16 protein-coding genes are annotated in these 19832 nt (G+C 68.4%); 5 read left to right on the forward strand and 11 right to left on the reverse strand.

Translation table 11 applies throughout. From position 1 onward, the window contains the following. Positions 1 to 33: 33 nt before the first annotated feature. Both AC07O0_RS17365 and AC07O0_RS17370 read right to left on the reverse strand, forming a co-directional pair. Positions 34 to 3573, reverse strand: a complete 3540-nt coding sequence (locus AC07O0_RS17365; protein WP_494624931.1) for a hypothetical protein — start codon at positions 3571 to 3573, stop codon at positions 34 to 36. Continuing rightward, positions 3570 to 5936 carry a hypothetical protein gene (locus tag AC07O0_RS17370; protein ID WP_494624932.1) on the reverse strand — a complete coding sequence of 789 codons (2367 nt, stop codon included), beginning with the start codon at positions 5934 to 5936 and terminating at the stop codon, positions 3570 to 3572. The genes AC07O0_RS17365 and AC07O0_RS17370 overlap by 4 nt, the downstream gene beginning before the upstream one ends. A 203-nt stretch (positions 5937 to 6139) precedes the next feature. On the opposite strand from AC07O0_RS17370, the gene AC07O0_RS17375 reads away from it, so the two are divergent. After that, a complete protein-coding gene (locus AC07O0_RS17375) occupies positions 6140 to 6715 on the forward strand; it encodes a hypothetical protein (protein WP_494624933.1) in 576 nt (191 codons plus the stop codon). Positions 6716 to 6730: 15 nt separating this feature from the next. Here the strand turns inward: AC07O0_RS17375 and AC07O0_RS17380 are convergent, their stop codons facing one another. From AC07O0_RS17380 to AC07O0_RS17390, 3 genes are all read right to left on the reverse strand, one after another. Then, a complete protein-coding gene (locus AC07O0_RS17380; protein WP_494624934.1) occupies positions 6731 to 8464 on the reverse strand; it encodes a hypothetical protein in 1734 nt (577 codons plus the stop codon). 164 nt (positions 8465 to 8628) lie between these two features. Beyond that, positions 8629 to 9120: a YMGG-like glycine zipper-containing protein gene (locus tag AC07O0_RS17385; RefSeq protein WP_494624935.1), complete on the reverse strand. Its 492-nt coding sequence runs from the start codon at positions 9118 to 9120 to the stop codon at positions 8629 to 8631. A 328-nt stretch (positions 9121 to 9448) separates the two neighbouring features. After that, the gene (locus tag AC07O0_RS17390) at positions 9449 to 10876 is read right to left on the reverse strand and encodes a cytochrome P450 (protein ID WP_494624936.1); all 1428 of its coding nucleotides are present in this window, start codon (positions 10874 to 10876) and stop codon (positions 9449 to 9451) included. 199 nt (positions 10877 to 11075) lie between these two features. Here AC07O0_RS17390 and AC07O0_RS17395 point away from each other — a divergent pair, with 199 nt between their 5' ends. After that, positions 11076 to 11357 carry a hypothetical protein gene (locus tag AC07O0_RS17395; protein ID WP_454029348.1) on the forward strand — a complete coding sequence of 94 codons (282 nt, stop codon included), beginning with the start codon at positions 11076 to 11078 and terminating at the stop codon, positions 11355 to 11357. Between the two features lie 106 nt (positions 11358 to 11463). Here AC07O0_RS17395 and cueR read toward each other — a convergent pair whose 3' ends face one another. From cueR to AC07O0_RS17425, 6 genes are all read right to left on the reverse strand, one after another. Further along, complete coding sequence (gene cueR, locus AC07O0_RS17400) at positions 11464 to 11856, reverse strand: Cu(I)-responsive transcriptional regulator (protein WP_454029349.1); 393 nt, start codon at positions 11854 to 11856, stop codon at positions 11464 to 11466. Further along, positions 11853 to 14390 carry a heavy metal translocating P-type ATPase gene (locus AC07O0_RS17405; protein ID WP_494624937.1) on the reverse strand — a complete coding sequence of 846 codons (2538 nt, stop codon included), beginning with the start codon at positions 14388 to 14390 and terminating at the stop codon, positions 11853 to 11855. The genes cueR and AC07O0_RS17405 overlap by 4 nt, the downstream gene beginning before the upstream one ends. A 152-nt stretch (positions 14391 to 14542) precedes the next feature. After that, the gene (locus tag AC07O0_RS17410) at positions 14543 to 14989 is read right to left on the reverse strand and encodes an NUDIX hydrolase (RefSeq protein ID WP_494624938.1); all 447 of its coding nucleotides are present in this window, start codon (positions 14987 to 14989) and stop codon (positions 14543 to 14545) included. 192 nt (positions 14990 to 15181) lie between these two features. Next, positions 15182 to 15571 carry a c-type cytochrome gene (locus AC07O0_RS17415; RefSeq protein ID WP_494624939.1) on the reverse strand — a complete coding sequence of 130 codons (390 nt, stop codon included), beginning with the start codon at positions 15569 to 15571 and terminating at the stop codon, positions 15182 to 15184. Between the two features lie 94 nt (positions 15572 to 15665). Further along, a complete protein-coding gene (locus tag AC07O0_RS17420; protein WP_494624940.1) occupies positions 15666 to 16538 on the reverse strand; it encodes an alpha/beta fold hydrolase in 873 nt (290 codons plus the stop codon). A 319-nt stretch (positions 16539 to 16857) separates the two neighbouring features. Further along, positions 16858 to 17445: a helix-turn-helix domain-containing protein gene (locus AC07O0_RS17425; protein ID WP_494624941.1), complete on the reverse strand. Its 588-nt coding sequence runs from the start codon at positions 17443 to 17445 to the stop codon at positions 16858 to 16860. A gap of 136 nt (positions 17446 to 17581) precedes the next feature. Here AC07O0_RS17425 and AC07O0_RS17430 point away from each other — a divergent pair, with 136 nt between their 5' ends. From AC07O0_RS17430 to AC07O0_RS17440, 3 genes are all read left to right on the forward strand, one after another. Continuing rightward, positions 17582 to 18337, forward strand: a complete 756-nt coding sequence (locus AC07O0_RS17430; RefSeq protein ID WP_494624942.1) for an ABC transporter substrate-binding protein — start codon at positions 17582 to 17584, stop codon at positions 18335 to 18337. Between the two features lie 94 nt (positions 18338 to 18431). Continuing rightward, positions 18432 to 19094, forward strand: coding sequence for an amino acid ABC transporter permease (locus AC07O0_RS17435; protein WP_494624943.1), 663 nt, complete (start codon positions 18432 to 18434; stop codon positions 19092 to 19094). Then, the gene (locus AC07O0_RS17440) at positions 19091 to 19822 is read left to right on the forward strand and encodes an amino acid ABC transporter ATP-binding protein (RefSeq protein ID WP_494624944.1); all 732 of its coding nucleotides are present in this window, start codon (positions 19091 to 19093) and stop codon (positions 19820 to 19822) included. The genes AC07O0_RS17435 and AC07O0_RS17440 overlap by 4 nt, the downstream gene beginning before the upstream one ends. Positions 19823 to 19832 lie beyond the last annotated feature (10 nt).

The following is a 19832-nucleotide window of genomic DNA, read 5'->3' on the forward strand; positions in this document are numbered from 1 at the left end:
TCGCGCGCGGGCCATGACGATCCTGCGACCCCTCTAGTAGATGCGCGAGACGCGGTCGTGCTCGATCCGCCAGCAGGCTTCCCAGCCTTCATTGGCGGCGACGACCGTGACCTTGCGGCTCACGGGCGACAAGACCTCGCTGATGATCTCGCAGACGCCGAAGCCGTCTAGCCCCTCGCGATGCGCTTCGACGATCGAATCGCCTTCGAGCAGCACCATCGGATCCTGGCCGTCGAGCAGCGGGCGCAGGCGTGCCAGTGCCTTGCCCTGCGGATCGAGGCCCGGGATCGTGCGCACGAACTGGAAGCGGCGGCCGAGATTGGCGCGTCCGCCGAGACTTGGCGCCGCCTCGTCATGCTCGGCATGGACGCGCGCGCCCGAAGCGATGTCATAGCCGAGATAATGGATGCGCTCGGCGGCGAATTCGGTGCGCAGGCCAGTGGCACCGAGATCGCGCATCTGCACAGCCATGGCGGCGATGCCGAGCGGGTTCTTGTGCTGCACGGCGCTGCCGGCCATGTCGCCCTCGATGCCGAGAATGGCTGCTCCCGCGATCACCGCCTTCTTCATCGCCGCCGGCGAGAACGGCCGCTCGAACGGGAAGGCGGCGCGGCTGGCTTCCGCTTCGGCCGCGATCGCCTCGAAGATCGGCGGCCAGAGCGCGGCGCGCCCGGTCGGCACCATGATCACGGTCGGCCGACGCGCCGGGTTCGGGCCGGCGGCACGGGCGAGGCGCGGCAGCAGGCCACCGAGCACGGCGCCGATCTCGGCGAGGCGCTGCGAGGTTTCGCCATCGCCTTTCTCCAGCGCCGCGCGCGAGAGCTTCAGCATGAGGCGGCGTGTGCTGGCCTTGTCGGGCCCGTCGATCGCGAGCTGCAGGCTCGGCCGCTGCGCCAGGTTTGCCAGCTTGGGCTCGTTCTGGGCGACGTAGAGGCCGGCCGGTTCGCCGTCGGATCTCACCTCGGCGAGGACGAGGTCGAAGGTCTCGTCGGGCGCGTCCGCATCCCAGCGATAGCGCGTGCCGGTGCCCTGCGCCTTTTCGCTGAGACGGGTGGCGAGACCAGCCTTGGCCTGCTTCACCGCATTGCGTAGCCAGCCGCGCGCCGCCAGCGCGGCCGCGTCCTCGCGCTGGATGGCGCGGGCCAGCGAAGCCTCCGCGAAGGCCGGCTGCCAATGCGCGTCCTGCCCCTCCATCGCCCGGTCGATCAGCGTCGCGGCGATGCCGGTCAGCGCCTCGTCGATCAGGTCGCCGCCGACAGGCAGGCCGAAGGTCGCAAGCGTCGCATGGTTCAGCCGGTCGCCGTCGCGGCGCAAGGAGGCGAGCGCGACGTCGCTGGTGCCGCCGCCGATGTCGAGTGTGACCAGCAGCGCCTCGCTTTGGTCGGGCACCGCGGCGCGCACCTCCGGCAGGCTGGCGACATAGCGCGCCGCCGCGACCGCCTCGGGCACGGTGACGGCGGCGTCCGGGAAGCTGGTCGCGCCTGGGAAGAGCCGTTCCAGGCGCTGGGCGAAGAGTTCGAGCGCGGCGCGATAGCGCGAAGCGATCTCGTCGCCGATGCCGCTCGGACAGGAGACCAGGATGCGCGGCACCACCGGCGGCGGCGCCTGGTCCTCGACGCGCAGGCGATCCTCGCCGAGGCGCAGCACATAGAGATCGACCAGCTCGTCGAGCACGTCGGCGACCAAAGGCGCGATCTCGACGGTGTTGGTGGCGACGACGCGATCGGTGGCGGCGTCGTAGCGATGCACCTGCTCGTTCAGCGTCAGCGAGACCGCGCCGGAGGTCAGCGCGTGCTTGAGCGAGTCGATCCGCTTCCCGCTTTCGGGCAGGCCGGATTGCGGCGGCGGGGCTGGTGCCGAGACGTCATAGCGCCGCGCGAACGCCTTGAGACGGCGCGCCACGCTGGCGCGGTCGGAACCGATCAGGGCGAGATCAGGCAGGCTGTGCGGTGCATGGTCGGCGCGCAGATTATTGCTGGAATCGAGGCCGACATGACTCGGGATCAGCGGCGCGGCGCCGGCATCCTGCAGGGCGGCCTCGCCATGGCGCGGATCGACATGGGCGGCGAGCCAGGTGCCGAGCGCCAGCGGCTTGATCTCGGTCGCCCGGCCGGCGGCGCGCGGCGCGCCGGACCAGATCGAGGTGGCGGACGCGCCGAGGTCGATGCAGATCGGCAGGCGGTGGACACGGCGGCTATAGCGCAGTGGCAGGCTCGCCTGCGCGAAGGCCCGGCCGCCCTCGTCGCCGGCCTTGATCGCCAGCGAGACGCTGATCTCGCCGCGCAGTACATTGGCGCCGCTGGTGCGCACGGCACGCGACAACGTCGTCGTCAGGTTCTGCATCGGCACGACGGCACGGCCGCGCCGGCCGAAATCGCCCTCGCGCACGATCTCGAGCGGGAAGGGCGTCGGCGGCTCGGCGATCTCGCTTTCCCCCATCCGGCTGCTAACCTCGACGGTTAACGGCGCGGTTCGGGTCAGCGGCCAGCGGCGCAGGTCGATCACCAGCCCGTCGCAGCGCACGATCGAGGTCTCGTCATCCGGGTCGACCTCGGCGTTGAGGCCGCCAGCGATCTCGAACTGGGCGGTGCCACCGAGCGGGCAGGCGAAATGCTGCCCGGCGATCGTCAGCGCGACTTCGCCGCGATTCTGGCTGAGGATCGGCACCGAGCGGGATTCGAGCGCGCTCGACCAGGGCTTGGCCGGGCCGTCCGGGTCATGGCCGGCGCCATCCTGGCCGACCCAGCCGCCGAGCTTGGCGGTCAGTCTGACCTGCAGCGGCGCCCTTGGATTGGCCTGGCTGGTCTCGTCGACGAAATCGAGCACGGCATCGCGCGTCAAAGTCACGTCGAGCCGCACCTCCTGGCCGGCGAGCGCCGGTGCGTCGGCGAGCCAGATCAGGTGCCGGCTGGTCGAGGTGCCGGAATCCGGGAAACGCCTGAGCGAGACCGAATGGTCCATCGGTGCGGCGACGCCGAGCGAGAGATGCTGCGCCTTGATGCCGAAGCAGCTCGCCTCGATGGTCAGGCCGCGCCGGCCTTCGAGCACGATGTCTTTGGGGATGTCGATCGCGACCTGACCGACCGCGAGCAACTTGCCGGCCTGCAGGGAATCGAGGTCGATCTCGACCGGCTCGATCCGCCATTCCGGTTGCGAGGCGCCGGCGAGCGCCGCGATCTTGAGCAGGCGCCGCGGCGAGGCCCGCGTGCCGCTGCCGGTCTCGACGATGGTGGAGAAGGCGATCTCGAGGCTGGCGTCGCTGTCGACATCGGCCTGGGCCCGGTGGCTCGCGACTGCGCGCATCACCGCCTCGCGGCGCAAGCCAAGCACTAGCCGTTCGCCGGCCCGGATCGCCGCCTTGTCGAGCAGGGCGTCGCCTTGCAGCCAGCCGATGTCGACGCCGCTGGTCAGGCTCGGCGCATGCGAGACCAGCGAGACCGTCACGGCCTTGACCATGTCCTCCGGCGCTTCGAAGGCGAGGAGGTCGATCAGGTCGCCGCTGCGGTCGAGCGCGATGGTCGCGGCGAAGCTCGAAAGGCGGGTTTCGAGGTTGTAGCAGGGCAGAGTGGTCATGCGTCCTGCCCTGAAGCGGCGGACCCGGAGTTGCCGCCGAGCGTGCTCCCCCAGTGATGATCGAGGCCGGTCAGCGCGGCGGCGGCAGCGAGATAGCGCGGCAGCATGTCGCCAGAGCCGGCCCTGAGCCGGCGATAGGCGGCGCCGAAGCCGGTATCATGTGGGTTGGCCAGCGCGCGACCGGCGAACGGCACCGCGGCGAAGGCGGCATCGGCCTCGCGCAGCACCATCTGCGCCAGCAGCAGGCGGCTATAGCTTTCGAGGATCGCACGCAGCGTCTGACTTCTGCCCGTTGCTTCGCGGGCAGGGCCGAGCAGTGCATCGATCTGCACCGAAAGACCGGCCAGGGCTGGAGCAAGGCTCTCGATCGGCGTTAGCGAGTCGGCGAAATGGCGGCTCGTTGCCGTCAGCCGCTGTGCGCCGCGCACGAGATCACCGCCGAGATGCGCCCGGGCAGCGAGGCCCGGATATCCGGCGATCTCCTCCCAGTTGCGGATCAGGTCGGCGGCGGTCGCTGCCTGCTCGACCTCGCGTCGCAAGGCCGCGAAATGGCCATGCAGCAGGATGATCTCGCCGGGGGTGAGTTCGCCGAGCCGCCGTGCCAATTCGTCGGTGATCGCCGCCGACTGGCTGGCCTGTCGCGCGGCATCACCGAGCTCGCTACGCATGCGGGCGACCGCTTCCAGGCCGGGTGCAGGCTGCCGTTGCGGCTGCCGGCGCAGATCGAGCAGCAGCGCATCGAGCGGCGAGAGCCGGCGCTGGCCGCTACGCGTCGCCGCGTCCGCCATAGCCTGCTCGACCTCGGTCGCAAGGCCGGTATCGAGCCAGCTCTGATGGGCGCTGGCGGCGACGTCATGCAGCAGGCGCATCGCCCGCCGATCATGGCCGGCCAGCGCCATCGCCTCGCGGGCAAGAGACTGCGAAAGGGCAGGATCCTCGTACCAGGCGAGCAGCCGCTCCAGCCGGGCCTCGTCCTCAGGCGATCCCGGCAGCGGCAGAGTGAGACGCACGGCGCAGGCACGCCTTGCCTGCTGCGGCTGGGCGGTGGCGCGCAGCAGCATGGCGATCTGTTCGTCGAGCGCGCGCTCGCCGAGCTCGTCCGTCCGCGCGGGATCGATGCCCGCGCTCGCCGCCAGAGCGTCGAGCAGGCTTGCCGGCGCGGCGGCCTTGGCGCGTGCGTCGATTCGCGAGAGCGGCCCGGCAGCTGCGTCACTGGCACGGCCGGCGATCTCGTCGAGCGCGGCGCCGAGACGTGCCGGCCGAAGCGCGCGGGTCGTGCGCCAGAGCCCTTCCGCCAGGCGGCCGGCAGCGAGAGCGAGGTCGTCGTGGAGTGGTACAGTTGCGTCGGCGGCTGCCAAGACCAGGGCATTGCCGCCGCTGCCGCCCAGCGTCAGACCGGTTGCGGTCGAGGCGGCATAGCCTTCGCGATGGGCAACGGCCGCGAAGGCGCCATCCCGCCAGCGCAGCGTCATCGGCGCGCCAGTGACCACCTCGCCTTCGCCGGACCAGACCAGCTGGCGGCGCGGTGCGGCGAAGACGATGATCTCGTCGCCCTCGCGCCAATCAGGCAGGGCGAGTTTGGTGCTGCCACCGGGCTCTGCCTGTAGACGGAGCAGGCGAAAGCCGCGGCGAAATGCGGCAAGGCGGCCGAGACCGGTCGCGTCGAGGTCGCGCTGGTCGGTTAGCGAAGCGGCGAGCAGGTCGAGCTCGGCCTCGACGGCGAGCCGGAGCTCCTGATCGATCTGGCTCAGGGCCTGCCTGGCCTCGCGCATCGCAGCCGGCAGATGCGCCACCAGAAGCCCCTCGGCGGCAGCCGCGGCGTCGTCGCCGCTGAAGGAAAGCGTCAGACCGTCGACTGGACTGCTGTGGTGTGCCGCCATCTGCGTCAGCGCCGCCCGCTCGTCCTGCGGATGCAGGAAGGGCCCGACGAGCAGGCGAAAACCATCCGCCTCCGAGCCGCTGCTCTGGTTGAAGCCCGAGGCCAGGAGTGAAGCCATGGCCTGCTCACCAGTCGGGCCATCCTGCAGCGCGAGTGGGCCGTCCGCATCGCGACGCACTTGCACCAGCGAAAGCTCGGGTGCGCGCCGGTCGGCTTCGGTGAGCGAGAGCCTTTCGTCGAGCTGGATCGGGATCGTAGTCAGCCTGCCGTCGGCGGCCAGCGTCACGGCATGGAGCGCCCGGCTCCCCGCGGGCAGCTTGCCATGAAGCGCTGCGGTCCCGGCATCGGCGGCGGCGATCAGGCTGACGCGTCCGCCGGCCTCTTCTGCCGCCAGGAAACGGATCGGAGCGCTTTGTCGCCAGATCGCCGCGACATGGCGCGATCCGTCCCAGATGATGGCGACAGGCGCCATGGAAGGAGTCACGAAAGCAGGCTCCGGGAAAGACGAATGAGGCGGGATGACGCGTGCGGACCTTGCGCGATGGTCCGGCGTCTTGCAAGAGATTGTCCAAGCTCGACTTTCGTCGTGCGGACCTGAGCTTGCGCCGGGTCGGTCGTGACTTGCGAAACCTGCCTGACCGGCCCGCCGGAGAGGGCGGTGCAAATGCTGAGACGGAGCATCAGGCAATGACGGTAGAAACGGTTTGCTTCGCCGCCTTGCCATATGCCCTGCCGGCTGCGCTGGCTCAGGCGACGGCTGGCGAGGACGTCGCGAACCGACGACTGGCCTTGTCGGAAGCCTCCGGGACGGAGGTGCGTGAGGTCGAAGCGAGCTTCCTTTCGCCGCGTTCGCTGCCGCGCCTGTTTCGCGAGCCGTCTCAGGCCGGTTCGGAGGCACAAACGACGCTCGCCGGCGCCGATCGGCTCATCGTCCTCCTGCCAGCCGGCCGCTATGACGACGGTGTCTGGGCACCGATCATCGAGCGCATCCTGCTCGGTCTCGATGCGGCTGCGACGCGTCCGCGCGAGATCGCCTTGGCCTGGAGCGGGCTCGAGCCCTTCCTGGCTCCTTTCGGGCGCCGCGCGCAGGATGTCTGGAGCGATCCGCGCCTCGTGCCGTCCCTGCTCGAGGTGCTGGAGCGCTCGGCGCGCTCCCTCACTACCGTGCTCGACGCAGCCAAGGATGTCCGCCGCGGCCTGATCCGGTTCGAAACCGCTGGCGAGGGAACGGGGCCGGCGCAGGCGGCGCTCGCGCTGGCCTGAAAGCATCGCTGGCGACTACTTCCAGACCAGAGCGTTGGCAAGGTCGCGTCGGCCGCATTCCAGCGACATGGCGTTGACGGCGGCGCGGTAGCCCTGCAGCGAATAGATCACATGGGCTGGCCGGCCATCGGGCGCGGTGCCCCTGATCTCGAGCGTCGTGCCTCTGTTGTAGCCGGCGACCGCGTCCATATCGAGGATCGGCTGGCCGTTCGAGCCCTGCTTCATGGGGCGGATGAAATTGCCCGCCGTGGTCGGGGCTGCATTGAGCCGGCGCACCATGCCGCCGCCCTCCCTGATCACCGCCTCGAACGGGGCGCCCGCCTTGTAGTAGCGCTTGTCCTCGATCAGGTGCTGGAGCTCGCCCGTGCCGCCGCTGCCGGCCTGCAGCAGGATGAACGGTGCCTGTTCGCGCCAGTAGCGCGGTCCGGCCTCCTGTGCCGCGGTATAGGCGAAGCAGGTGCGCTGGCCGGTGCGCGGGTCCTCCGAGACGCTGGCGTACCAGTCCTGGAAGCGGCGCAGCAGCTTGCCGGGCGCCTCGGGCATCAGCATGTCGTTGGTGTCGACGGCGCGGGCCCGCAGCTGGAAGTCCTGTGCGACAGGGCCGGCGCTTGCGACCCGGATCGTGTATTCGCCGGGCCCGAGCTTGTAGCGCCGCAGGTTCGGGCGGCTCGGATTGGCGATATGGATCGTCTTCAACACGGTGTTGTTGCGGCTGAGCACGTCGACGGGCACGGCCGGGTGCGGGCCGCGGACGCTGCCGGTCGGGATATCGACCTCGACATAGGATTCCTGCGCCACCAGGAAGGGATATTGCTGCAGAGCCCTGCCGCCTTCGATCCGCACACTGACCCGCAGCGGCGTCTGGTCGAGCCGCGGCGTCTGAGTCGTCGGGCCGAGCGCCGTCCACTGCTGCATCGTCGGCAATTCGTCGAGGGTGACGAGGCCATCCTCGGAGACCGGCGTCGTGTTCCGGCGGTTGACGCTGACCGAGATCCGATAGCCCAGCGGGCGCGGATCGACCGTAACCATCCCGTCCCAGCGCTTGTCCTCGGCACCGGACGGATCATGCGCGATGACGAGCGTGACGTGGCGCTCGGCCCGGATCTTGGTTTCCTTCTCCTCGGCGTTCTGCTTGCTGAGCGCCCGCGCCATCTTGTCCGAGAAGTACCCCTGCCACCCTTCGGTGACGGGCAGGCCGCTCAGCATCCGGACCGACAGGGTCAACGGGTTCGAGGTGTCGACAGAGGCCGCCCAGACGCCGGCGGCGACCTTGTTGAAGAGCTCGTCGGTCGAGGTGTACTCCTCGCCGATGAAGTCCTGCGAGACGGTGAAGGGGTCGAGGCTCGGCGAGCAGCTCTCGTAACCGTTCCAGCCATGCGCCGACAGGTTGAAGCGTGCCGCCGCGCCGGCCTTCTGGCCGGAGGCGCGGATCTCGAGCTGGATCTTGCTGAGCTGTTCCTTGTTGTCGCCGGCCAGCGGGTTGTCGAGAACGCCGGTGTCGACGATGCCCTTGATCGGGTCGAGGTCGAGCCAGGGCGCCATCGAGACGCCGGGAATGTTCGAGAATGCAGCCCGGATCTGCTGCATGATGTTGTTGCCCTGATCGGTGGTGAAGGCGTCGCGCGTCGCAGGGCGCGACGCGATGCCGATCGTGACCGGCAGCTTGAGCTGCGGGCATTGCTGCTGAATCCGCTGCCAGAGCAGCTGGGCAGCGGAGCCGAACGGGTTGTACGGATCGAACCCCGGCATCATCTGCGTCTGCGCCGTAGCCCCCACCGGCGATGCTGCCGCAAGGCAGGCAACCGTCAGGCAGAGGATTCGTCTCGTCAGCGCTTGAGCAGTCATCTCGGTTCGGTACTCGTGGGGCCCTCCCTCGCGGACGAGGGAGGGCCGGTTCGCGTTTCGCCAGCGGCTCAGATGCCGGAGGCTTCGTTGGTCGCCAGATTGACCTCGACCGTATCCGTGCCGGCGGCCTTGCCTTCGCGGGTTACGCTGCGCTCGACGACGCGGATGCGCTGGCCCTGGCTGTTGTTGTAGGTGCGCACCGTGCGGGCGCGGACGGTGACGTCCTGGCCGCTCGAATTGCGGAAGCGCTGGGTGTTCGACCCGCCCGAGCGAGCGGCGATGTAGGCCGCCTCGCGAGCGCGCTCCTTCTCGATCGCGTCGGCGATGACGAGGCCCGCCACGCCGCCGATCAGGGCACCGATCGCCGCGCCGCGCCAGCCGCCGGCCGCGCCACCGATCAGGGCGCCGGCGCCGGCACCCATCGCGCCGCCCGCGGCGACACGTTCCTGCGAACCGGTGCAGCCGCCGAGCGCAAGGGCGCCCACGACGAGAATGGTTCCGGCCTTCATGGTCTTGGCATGCATCACGTCACCCCAGTAAAGGTTGTTTCCAAAATCCATGGCGCCTGCAATTCTGGTAGCCCTTGCACCCGACTGAGCCAGTTTCGCAAAACCGGGCAGGACCATATGGCGCCACACCCGGCATCTGTTCCATATTGGCCTTTTTTGGGCAAGTGCTGCTGCAGTTTGTCACGATTCCGACAATCTTTAAAATGTTCGCGCCCCGGAACCCCGGCCAAAAGCCAAGAAAAACCGGGATTGACAGGCTGTTGCGCAGACGCTGCTCCGCAGCATCGGCCGCTGCTAGCGTGACATCTTTAAAAACCAAAGGTTCATCTTTAACGCTTTTCCGGCAGCTGTGGTTAATTCGCCGCGGTCCGTTATATCGTCACCGTAATGCGTGACGTGCCGTCAGGCGCATCGGCATCCCGTCGCGCGGCCGCAATGTGATACGCTGCACCGGTATCGGCGCTGCGTCGCCGGCATGATCGAAGCGCAATTGGCGGAGCAGCGTGGCGAGCACGATCACCGCCTCCACCATGGCGAATTGCTGGCCGATACAGACCCTCGGGCCGGCGCCGAACGGCAGATAGGCATAGCGTGGAATGGCCTCGCGGGCGCCGGGCAGGAAACGTTCGGGCCGGAAGCGATCAGGTGCCTCCCAGAGCGTCTCATGTCGATGCAGGAGATAGGGCGAGACCACGACCAGCGCCCCCTTCGGGATGGCGCATCGGCCAGCTGCGACATCGTCAGCCAGCGCCGTGCGCGACAATGAGGGCACTGGCGGGTACAGCCGCATCGCTTCCTCGATCACGGCGCGGGTGAGCGCCAGGCGCTCGCCCGCCAGGGCCGCGCCGGCGAGATCCCCGCCGGCCGCATCGATCTCGGCTTCGAGCGCGTCGCGCACATCCGGTGCGAGCGAGATGAGATAGAGCGACCAGGTCAGGGCGTTGGCGGTGGTCTCATGGCCGGCGCCGATGAAGGTGACGATGTTGGCACCGACCTCGGCCTCGCTGAGCCCGGTTCCGGTCTCGGGATCGCGCGTCGCGAGCAGGGCGTCGAGCAGATCCGGCTTCTCCGGCCGCCAGCTGCCGCCGGCATGCAGCTCTTGCCGGGCCGCTATGATCGCCTTGACCTGCGCTTCGAAGAAGCCGATTGCCGGCCGCGCCATCCAGCGGCCGATACGCGGCAACCAGGCCGGTGCGCCGAGCACGTCGAGCGGGTCGATTCGTCCCTGCGTCTCGAAATAGCGGGTCAAGGCCTTGCCGAAGGCGTCGGCACCGCCGGCGATCGCGTTCGAGAACATCGTCTCGGCCAGGATGTCGTAGGTCACCCGGGTCATGTCGGCTGAGACGTCGACGACGCGGCCGCTGCGCCGGCGCAGCATGCGGGCGACCGTCCGCTCGGCCGGCGCCATCATGCGCTGCGCCAGCGCCGCGACCGAGCGCGGCGTGAACAGCGGCGCCAGCGTCCGCCGTGCCCGCTTCCAGGCCTCGCCCTCGGCGGTCAGCAGCCCTTCGCCGAGCCCGGGCGCAAGGATGGTGCGCTGGAGATCGTCCTTGCGATAGTTCGCCGCGTTCTCGACCAGCACATGCCGGACGACGTCCGGGTCGGAGACGACGACGCCATAGCCGAACAGCCCTTCGCCGGCGACGATCGGCTCGCGGAAATGGCGCGTCCGCCAGATCGTCAGCGGGTTGCGCCGCAGGCGCAGCAGCAATTCGAGCCGGCCGAACTCGTGATCTTCCGGCTCGGGGGCTGGCGGGCGACGCCGGCGGGCCTGCGCTGCCGACATGGCTGCATCCGCTGCAATCATGGGTCTCTCCTGGCAAGGCCGAAACCAGGGCGGGCGGAACCGGCCCTGACGGCGACAATCTCTTGCCGGTTTTAGGCATTCCGAAGGCGCAAGCCCTGTGCCAGCCCGCTCTGCGATTGTTGCATTGCAGAGAATAATGCAGCGCAATCTTGTGCAGTGCACAATAAGTGCTATTTTAGGCGTCCAAGGAGCTACCGAGATGCCCGAGTATAAGAATCCTCCCCCGCGCGTCCTGCGCCCACGCGTCGAACTGCCGACTCTGGAAGAGGCAGTGACAGCGGCGCAGTGCATGAGCGATTCGCCGGAACACCAGGCCGAACTCGCCGCTCAATTGATGGGCGTGCCTGTTGCCGAGGTGGTGCCGCTGATCCGCAAGGCCGCGCACCGCACCACCGTGATGACGCCGAATCGTTCCGTCGTTGTCGTTCGCCGGCCGACCCGCACCTTCTCGCCCCGCCTCGCGGAGGCGATGCGGCGCTGATCGCTTCAGTCGCCTCGTCCCGGTATCTGGGAACGCCGGGAGCCTGGAAAGGCTTCCGGCGTTTTGCTTTGCGGGCTGCAAGATGCTGCCGCCCAGGCGGGGCGGCTCAGCTCGTCGCGCCGATCTTGTCGAGGATCGGGCAGTCCGGCCGTTTGTCGCCATGGCAATGGCTGGCGAGGTGACGCAGCGTCGCTGCCATCGCCTGCAGCGCAGCGGCCTTCTCCTCCAACTCCGCGACATGCTTCAGCGCCAGCGATTTCACGTCGGCGCTTGCCCGCGAGCGGTCGCGCCAGAGCGCCAGCAACGCCCCGGTCTCATCGACCGAGAAGCCGAGGCTACGGGCGCGGCGCACGAAACGCAGCGTATGGACGTTCGGCTCGGCATAGACCCGGTAGCCCGATTGCGAGCGCGCCGGCGGCTCGATCAGCCCGATCTGCTCGTAATAGCGGATCATCTTGGCGCTGACGCCGGAGGCTTCGGCAGCTTGCCCGATGTTCATCCCATCCTCCCGAAGGCCGGGGCCGAGTCCGGCGCCGCGGCGGTGGTGTCCTGCCGCGCCGAAAAACGGCGCAGCCTGAGCGCATTGGCCAGCACGCTGACGCTGGAGAAGGCCATGGCGAAGCTGGCGAAGACCGGCGACATCAGGACGCCCCAGAGCGGGTAGAGCGCGCCAGCCGCGACCGGGATCAGCAATACATTGTAGCCGAAGGCCCAGCCAAGATTCTGGCGGATGTTGGTCATCGTAGCCTTGGACAGGCCGATCGCCTCCGGCACGTGGCGCAGGTCACCGGAGATCAGGACGATGTCGGCGCTCTCGATCGCAATGTCGGTGCCGGCACCCATGGCGACGCCGATATCGGCCTGGGCCAGCGCCGGCGCGTCGTTGATGCCGTCGCCGACGAAGGCGACCTTGCCGCCATTGGCCTGCAGCCGCTTGACGATCGCGGCCTTGTCGGTCGGCAGCACCTCCGCTTCGACCGCGTCGATACCGAGCCGGGTCGCGATCGCCTCGGCGGTGGCGCGGTTGTCGCCGGTCACCATGACGATGCGCAGGCCGAGCGTCTTCAGCGCGGCAATCGCGGCGGGTGTGCCCGGCTTGACCTGATCCGCGACAGCAACGAGCCCGGCGAGCCTGCCGTCGATCGCGACATAGAGCGGGCTCTCGCCATCGCGGGCGAAGGCGGCGGCCTTGTCGGCCAGGCCGCCGAGCGCGACGCTGCGCTGCGCCATCAGCTTCTGCGAGCCGACCAGGATATCGCGGCCTTCGACCCGGGCCGAGATGCCAAGGCCGGGCTCGGCCGCAAAGCCAGCAGCGGGCGCGAGCGCAAGACCGCGCCGCTTCGCTTCCGCGACGATCGCTTCGGCGGAAGGATGTTCCGAGGCACTCTCCGCCGAGGCGGCGAGGCGCAGCGCTTCCCCCTCGGTGAAGCCCTCGGCGGCGATGACGCGGGTCATCTCGGGCCGGCCCTTGGTCAGCGTCCCGGTCTTGTCGAAGGCGATGGTCGCAACCTCGCTCAGGCCCTGCAGCGCCGCGCCCTGGCGGAACAGGATGCCGAGTTCCGCGGCGCGGCCGGTGCCGACCATGATCGAGGTCGGGGTCGCCAGCCCCATGGCGCAGGGGCAGGCGACGATCAGCACCGCGACCGCGTTGACCAGCGCATAGGTCAAAGCGGGCGAGGGCCCGAAGGCGAGCCAGGCTGCGAAGGTCATGAGCGCGACGGCGATCACCGCCGGCACGAACCAGTTGGTGACGCGATCGACCAGCGCCTGGATCGGCAGCTTGGCGCCCTGCGCCTGCTCGACCATGCGCAGGATCTGGGCGAGCAGCGTATCGGCGCCGACCTTCTCGGCCCGGAAGCGCAGTGCCCCATTGCGGTTGATCGTGCCGCCGATCACGGCCGAGCCGACGCTCTTGTGCGCTGGCGCCGGCTCGCCGGTCACCATCGCCTCGTCGACATAGGACGCGCCGTCGACGACCTCGCCATCGACCGGGATCTTCTCGCCCGGCCGGACCAGCACGAGATCGCCGACGCGGACATGCTCGATCGCGATCTCGCTCTCGACACCGTCGCGCAGCACGCGGGCCGAGCGCGCCTGCAACTGAACCAGCCGCTTGATCGCCTCGCTGGTCCGGCCCTTGGCCCTGGCTTCGAACCAGCGCCCCAGCAGGATCAGGGTGACGATCACCGCCCCGGTCTCGAAATAGGTGTAGTCCGTGCCGGCCGGCAGCCAGGCGGGCGCGAAGGTCGCGACGACGGAATAGGCGTAGGCCGCGCCGGCGCCGAGCATGACCAGCGCATTCATGTCGGGTGCACCCCGCAGCAGCGCCGGCCAGCCCTTCAGGAAGAAGCGCAGGCCCGGCCCGAACAGAACGATGGTGGTGAGGCCGAAGGCGATGAGCTTCAGCACGAAGGCGTCGACACGGGCATAGAGCCAGTGATGGAAGGCTTCGCTCAGATGCGGCCCCATCTCGAGCACCAGCAGCGGCAGGGTTCCTAGCGCCGCGACGACGACCGAGCGGCCGAGCGCGTTCAGCTCCGCCTGGCGGCGCGCGGCGGCTGCTTCGCCGTCGTCGCTGCGTCCCTCGTCGAGGGGCTTGGCCTCGTAGCCGGCGACGGTGACGGCAGCGACGAGCGCCGGGACGATGCCGGTGTCGGCAGCCCGGATGGTCGCGCGCTCCGTCGCGAGGTTGACCTCGGCGCTCAGTACGCCCGGCACGGCACGCAGCGCCTTCTCGACCCGGCCGACACAGGAGGCGCAGGTCATGCCGGAGATCGCCAGCGTGAGCTCCGTCGTGCCCGGCTCGTAGCCGGCGCCGCGGATCGCTTCCGCGATCGCTCTGGTCTGCGCTCCGGCGAGCGTCACGCGCGCCTTGCCGGTCGCCAGATTGACCTCTGCCCCGCTCACGCCGGGGACGGTGGCGATCGCCTTTTCAACCCGCCCGACGCAGGACGCGCAGGTCATCCCGTCGACGGGGATGTCGATCACGCTGGGTCCCGGTATAGGCACTTCATGCTTCGCATGCATCGTCATGACGCATCACCTTCCTTCTCTCGTTGGAAGATGGCTACACCTTCCCATCATGGGAAGGTCAAGCGCCTGTTTTCTGTGGTGCGAGATGACGGAAACAGCCGCGAGCTACGCCCGCTGGCGCCGCGGTGGCGTAAAGTTGGAGAGATGTAGCCTCAGGTCTTGTCGAGCTGCAGGCCACGCAGGATCGCCCCGAGAGCCGGCTCGTCGACGAGATCGGCCGCATCGGCCTGGGTGAACCATTGGCAGCGCCGCTGTTCCTGCTCGGGCCAGCTCGGGAGCTGGTCCTTCACCGCGAGCAGATAGAGCCGGACCTTGCACAGCACGAAATCGCGCGTGCGCCGCTTCCAATAGGTATAGCGGCCGATCGGCTTCTTGCCGACCTCGCCGACCAGCCCGGCTTCCTCCATGGCCTCGCGCGCGGCGGCCTCATGGCCCTTCAGCCCGCGGATCGGCCAGCCTTTCGGCACGATCCAGCGCTGCGTCTCGCGCGTCGTCACCAGCATGATCTCGACAGCGCCGTCCGGCCGGTGCCGGTACGGTATGGCGCCGATCTGCACCTTCGGCTCCGCCGCCCGCTTGCCGGCTGCCGCCTTTGCCACTCTTGCCAACCTTCCATTCCCTGCCCAAGCGGCAGCATATGGTGATTCGCATATGATCTCGCCAGTGGATTGCGTAGCCGGCAATTCTTTCCCGCCGTTCGCGACATCGCGCGCGTGGCGCAGACCATCAGGCTGCCCTGACAAATTGCAGGGTCGAAGCGGGCAGCCCTGCGAGCGAGCCGCCCGATCGTCTCAGAGCTTCTTGCCGTCCTTGCCGAACTGCTTGAGGAAGGCGGTGAGATCCGCGATTTCCTTCTCGTTCTTGATGCCGGCGAAGACCATCTTGGTGCCGGGGATCTTGGCCTTGGGATCCTTGATGTAGTCGGCGAAGACCGCCTCGTCCCAGGTGATGCCGGCGCCCTTGTTGGCGGTCGAATAGCTGTAGCCCTCGACCTCGCCGGTATGCCGCCCGAACAGGCCGTTGAGCTGCGGGCCGACCAGGTTCTTGGCGCCCTCGCCGATCTGGTGGCAGGCGCGGCACTTGTTCCACGAGCGCTCGCCGGCGGAGACGTCCTGCGCGGAGGCGGGGGACGCGGCCATTGCGGCGAGGGCAAGCAGGGCGGCGCAGGCGGTCAGTCTCATGGGCAGCCTCATAGGTCGTCTGTCTCCTCAGCTTAGAGCCCTTCTGAGATAGCGCAGCCTATCTCTTGGGATACGGGACAGTTCGTCGCGGCTGCTACAGGGCGCCGATCCACTCGGCGACATTGGCGGTGAAGGCATCGGGGCGCGAGATCGGAAAGTAATGCCCGCCTGTATCGAGCAGGGTCTTGCGGGCTCCGGGCATGGCCGCGGCGAGTTCCTCCTGGAGGAAAGCGGGGACGATCATATCGTCGCGCGCGCCGAGGATCAGCGTCGGCGCAGCGATCTCTCCGGCCCAGCCCGAGGCGTCGAAGGCGCGCAGCGCGCCAATGCGTTCGCGCACGATCTGCTTCGCTTCCGGCGTGTCCGGCGCGGTCGCGACCGCTGTCTCGTACACGCTCCAGTGCGCTTCGAGCCAGATCGGCGGATAGGTCATCAGCGCCGCGCTCGCCGCATAAGCACGCGGATGCTGGTCGAGGATGGCGAGGCGGGTCTCGAACAGCGCAGTCATGTAGCGATTCTGCCTCAGCCAGCTGCCGCTGACGATGAGCCCGTCGAACCGGTCCGGCGCCTGACGCGCCAGCGACAGGCCGATGCAGCCACCGGTCGAGTGCCCGAGCACTGTGGCGCGGTCGACGCCGGCGGCGTCCAGCACGGCGAGACAGTCCTTGGCCAGCTGGTCGATCGTGCAAGGCGCGCTGCCGCGATCGCTGGCGCCGATGCCGCGCTGATCGAAGCGCAGCACCCGGAAAGAGCGGGCGAGCGTTGCGGCATTGTCGTCCCAGAAGGCGGTGCTGCCGGCGAGCCCGCTGACCAGCAGCAGGGGTCGTCCCTGGCCCTGCGACAGCGCGCGCAGCACGGCGCCATCCGACAGCGTCACCCGAAACTCGCCGTTGACCTCGGCCGCTCTGCCGGCGTCGGCTCCGATTCCATCGGGAGCGTCGAGCTGGTGCCGTCGCGCTTGTGTCATGGCTGGCTTTCCTCTGGCGCGGTGAGACCGGCCGTCTGTTCGCGAAGGCGCGCGGGATCGTTCAGCGCGCGAGCCGGAGGCGCCTTGACCTGGATCAAGCGACCGGCGCACCGCTGCGGCCCATGGTCGGAGCCGAACGGGATGGCCCTGCTGGCGGCTTGCCCTGCCATGCCGACCTCCCTCACGTTTCCCCACGCGATTGATCGTGCTGGGGGAGGCGACATGTCCAGCCGCCTTTCTTCATGGCGGCATTGGCCTAGACGCAGATCGGGGTCGCTGGAAAGAGGTTTGTTATGCGTAGAGCGCAGAGCTGCGCCCGCTAGAGGCAGTTGACCCAGAGCACGCGGGTGACGCCGTCATGCTGGTTGGCGAAGCGATGCGGGCGCGAGGAGAGGAAGCGGAAGCTGTCGCCCTCGCGCATGACCCAGCTCTCGTTCTCGACGTTGAGCAGCATGGTGCCGCTGAGCACGAGGCCGGCCTCCTCGCCATTATGGATGTAGTGTTCGTCGCCGGTGCTGGCGCCGGGCTCCATCTCGACGATGAAGAGGTTGAGCTTGGCGCCCTCGGCCTGCGGGGTCAGCAACTGCTTGCGGATGCCGGAGCGCCAGAGCTGCAATTCGCCGCGGTCAGATTGGCGCACGATGGTGGCAGTCGGGTCGGCCTGTCGGGAATCGGCGGGGAACAGATCCGAGATCGCGGTACCCAATGCGTCGGCAACGGCGGCGAGCACACGCAGCGTCGGCGAGGACAGGCCGCGTTCGATCTGGCTGAGAAAACCGATGGATAGGCCGGTGCGGCTCGCGAGTTCCTCCAGCGACAGCCGGCGCGCGCGCCGGAGCTGACGCAGGCGGGCGCCGATCTCGCGATCGACATGCAGATGCGGCAGGTCGGCGGCAGGCAGGCTCATCGCGATTCCTTCATCGCTTATTTCATGTGCATGAAAATCGCTTGCCGGCAAGATCGTCCTATGCTCGTATCTTCATGCTCATGAAAATACGAGCCGGCGCCCGCCTGGGCGTACGGACAAATGAGGGGACATTGCCATGGAACGTCGGACCTTCCTGACTCTGCTGGCTGGAGGCGCTGCCGCTGCGGCCATATCGCCGGCTGCCGCACAATCCGTCCTCAAGGTTGGCTCGACGCCGACCGGCATGCCGTTCACCTTTCTCGACACCAAGACCAACTCCATCGAAGGCGTGATGGTCGACCTGGTCAAGGCGATCGCCGCGGCTTCGGACTTGAAGGTCGAGGTCGAGGGCATGCAGTTCTCGACGCTGGTCGCTTCGCTCACCTCGAACAAGATCGATCTGATCTCGGCGGCGATGTACATCACCCCGGCCCGCAAGGAAGTGATCGACTTCTCCGACCCGATCTACACCTATGGCGAGGGGCTGCTGGTCCCGGCCTCGGACAAGAAGGATTATGTCGAGCTCGCCGACATGAAGGGTTACACGGTCGGCGCCCAGATCGGCACCGCCTATGTCGAGGCGCTGCAGAAGACCGGCCTGTTCCCCGAGGTGAAGCTGTACAAGACCTCGCCGGACATCCTCGCCGACGTCAACGCCGGCCGCGTCCAGGCCGCCTTCGCCGACGCGCCGATCATGGCCTACACGCTGAAGCAGGGGCAGTTCCCGAACGTCCGGCTGGTCAAGTCCTACAAGCCCATCATCACCGGTTCGGTCGGCATCGGCGTGCGCAAGAGCGACGGCGAACTGCTGAAGAAGGTCAATGCCGGCCTCGCCAAGGTCAAGGCCGACGGCACGCTCGACAAGATCCTCGCCAAATGGGGCCTGGAATAAGCGCTCCCGCGGCGCTCCGGCTTCGCCTCGCCGCGTGATCGGTGAGGCGGGGCCAGCAGCGCCTCCGCGATCACCCCGTCGAAGCTGACCTCCGATGCAATCCTTCCTGCGCGATGCCGCCCAGTTCCTGCCGCTGCTGCTGCAGGGGCTGAAGTTCACCATCCTCGTGACGCTCGGCTCACTGGCGCTCTCGACCGTGCTCGGCCTGGTCTGGGCGCTGATGCGCGTCTCGGGCGTCGCCTGGCTCTCCTTCATCGCCAAGCTGGTCGTCAACACGCTGCGCGGCATCCCGATCCTGGTGCAGCTCTTCTACATCTACTTCGTCTTTCCCGAGTTCGGCCTCGCGCTGACCGCGCTGCAGGCGGCGATCCTGGGCCTCGGCATCGCCTATTCCGCCTATCAGGCCGAGAATTTCCGGGCAGGCATCGAGGCGATCGATCACGGCCAGGTCGAGGCGGCCCAGTCGATCGGCATGGGCTGGTTCCTGATGATGCGCCGGGTGATCCTGCCTCAGGCGGTCAAGGTCGTGCTGCCGCCCTATGGCAACATCATGATCATGATGCTGAAGGATTCCTCGCAGGCTTCGACCATCACTGTCGCCGAGCTGACGCTGCAGGGCTCGCTGCTGGCGTCCTCGACCTTCAAGAACATGACGGTCTATACGCTGGTCGCATTGCTCTATCTCTCGATGAGCCTGCCGCTGATAGCCTTCGTCGGCTGGCTGGAGCGCCGCTTCGGCAAGGGAGCCAAGCGATGATCGAGCTCTCCAATGTCACCAAGAGCTTTGGCAGCCATCAGGTGCTGAAGGGCATCACCGGAAGCGTCCAGCGCGGCGAGGTCGTCTGCCTGATCGGCCCGTCCGGCTCCGGCAAGTCGACGATCCTGCGCTGCATCAACGGGCTCGAATCCTATGATGGCGGCGCGATCACGGTCGACGGTGCCAGGGTCGATCGTGCCGATCGTTCGATCCAGGCCATCCGCACCGCCATGGCGATGGTGTTCCAGCGCTTCAACCTGTTCCCGCACCGGACCGCGCTCGAGAACGTCGTCGAGGGGCCGATCCATGTGAAGAAGGAGCCGGCGGCGCAGGCGCTGGAACGCGGGCGCGACCTGCTCGCCCGGGTCGGCCTCGCCGACAAGTTCGGCGCCTATCCCGCCCAGCTTTCAGGCGGCCAGATGCAGCGCGTCGCCATTGCCCGCGCGCTCGCCATGCAGCCCAAGGCGATCCTGTTCGACGAGCCGACCTCGGCGCTCGATCCGGAGCTCGTCGGCGAGGTGCTCGGCGTCATGAAGAGCCTCGCCGAGGAAGGCATGACCATGCTGGTCGTCACCCATGAGATGGGTTTTGCCCGCGAGGTCGCCGACCGCGTGCTCTTCCTCGATGGCGGCGTCATCGTCGAGGAGGGCGCTGCCCGCGAGGTGCTGAGCGCGCCGCGCAACCCACGCACGCAGGACTTCCTGCGCCGCGTGCTCAAGCCGATCTGAGGAGGCCACG

The organism is Allobosea sp. GW821-FHT10B12, from assembly GCF_059415545.1.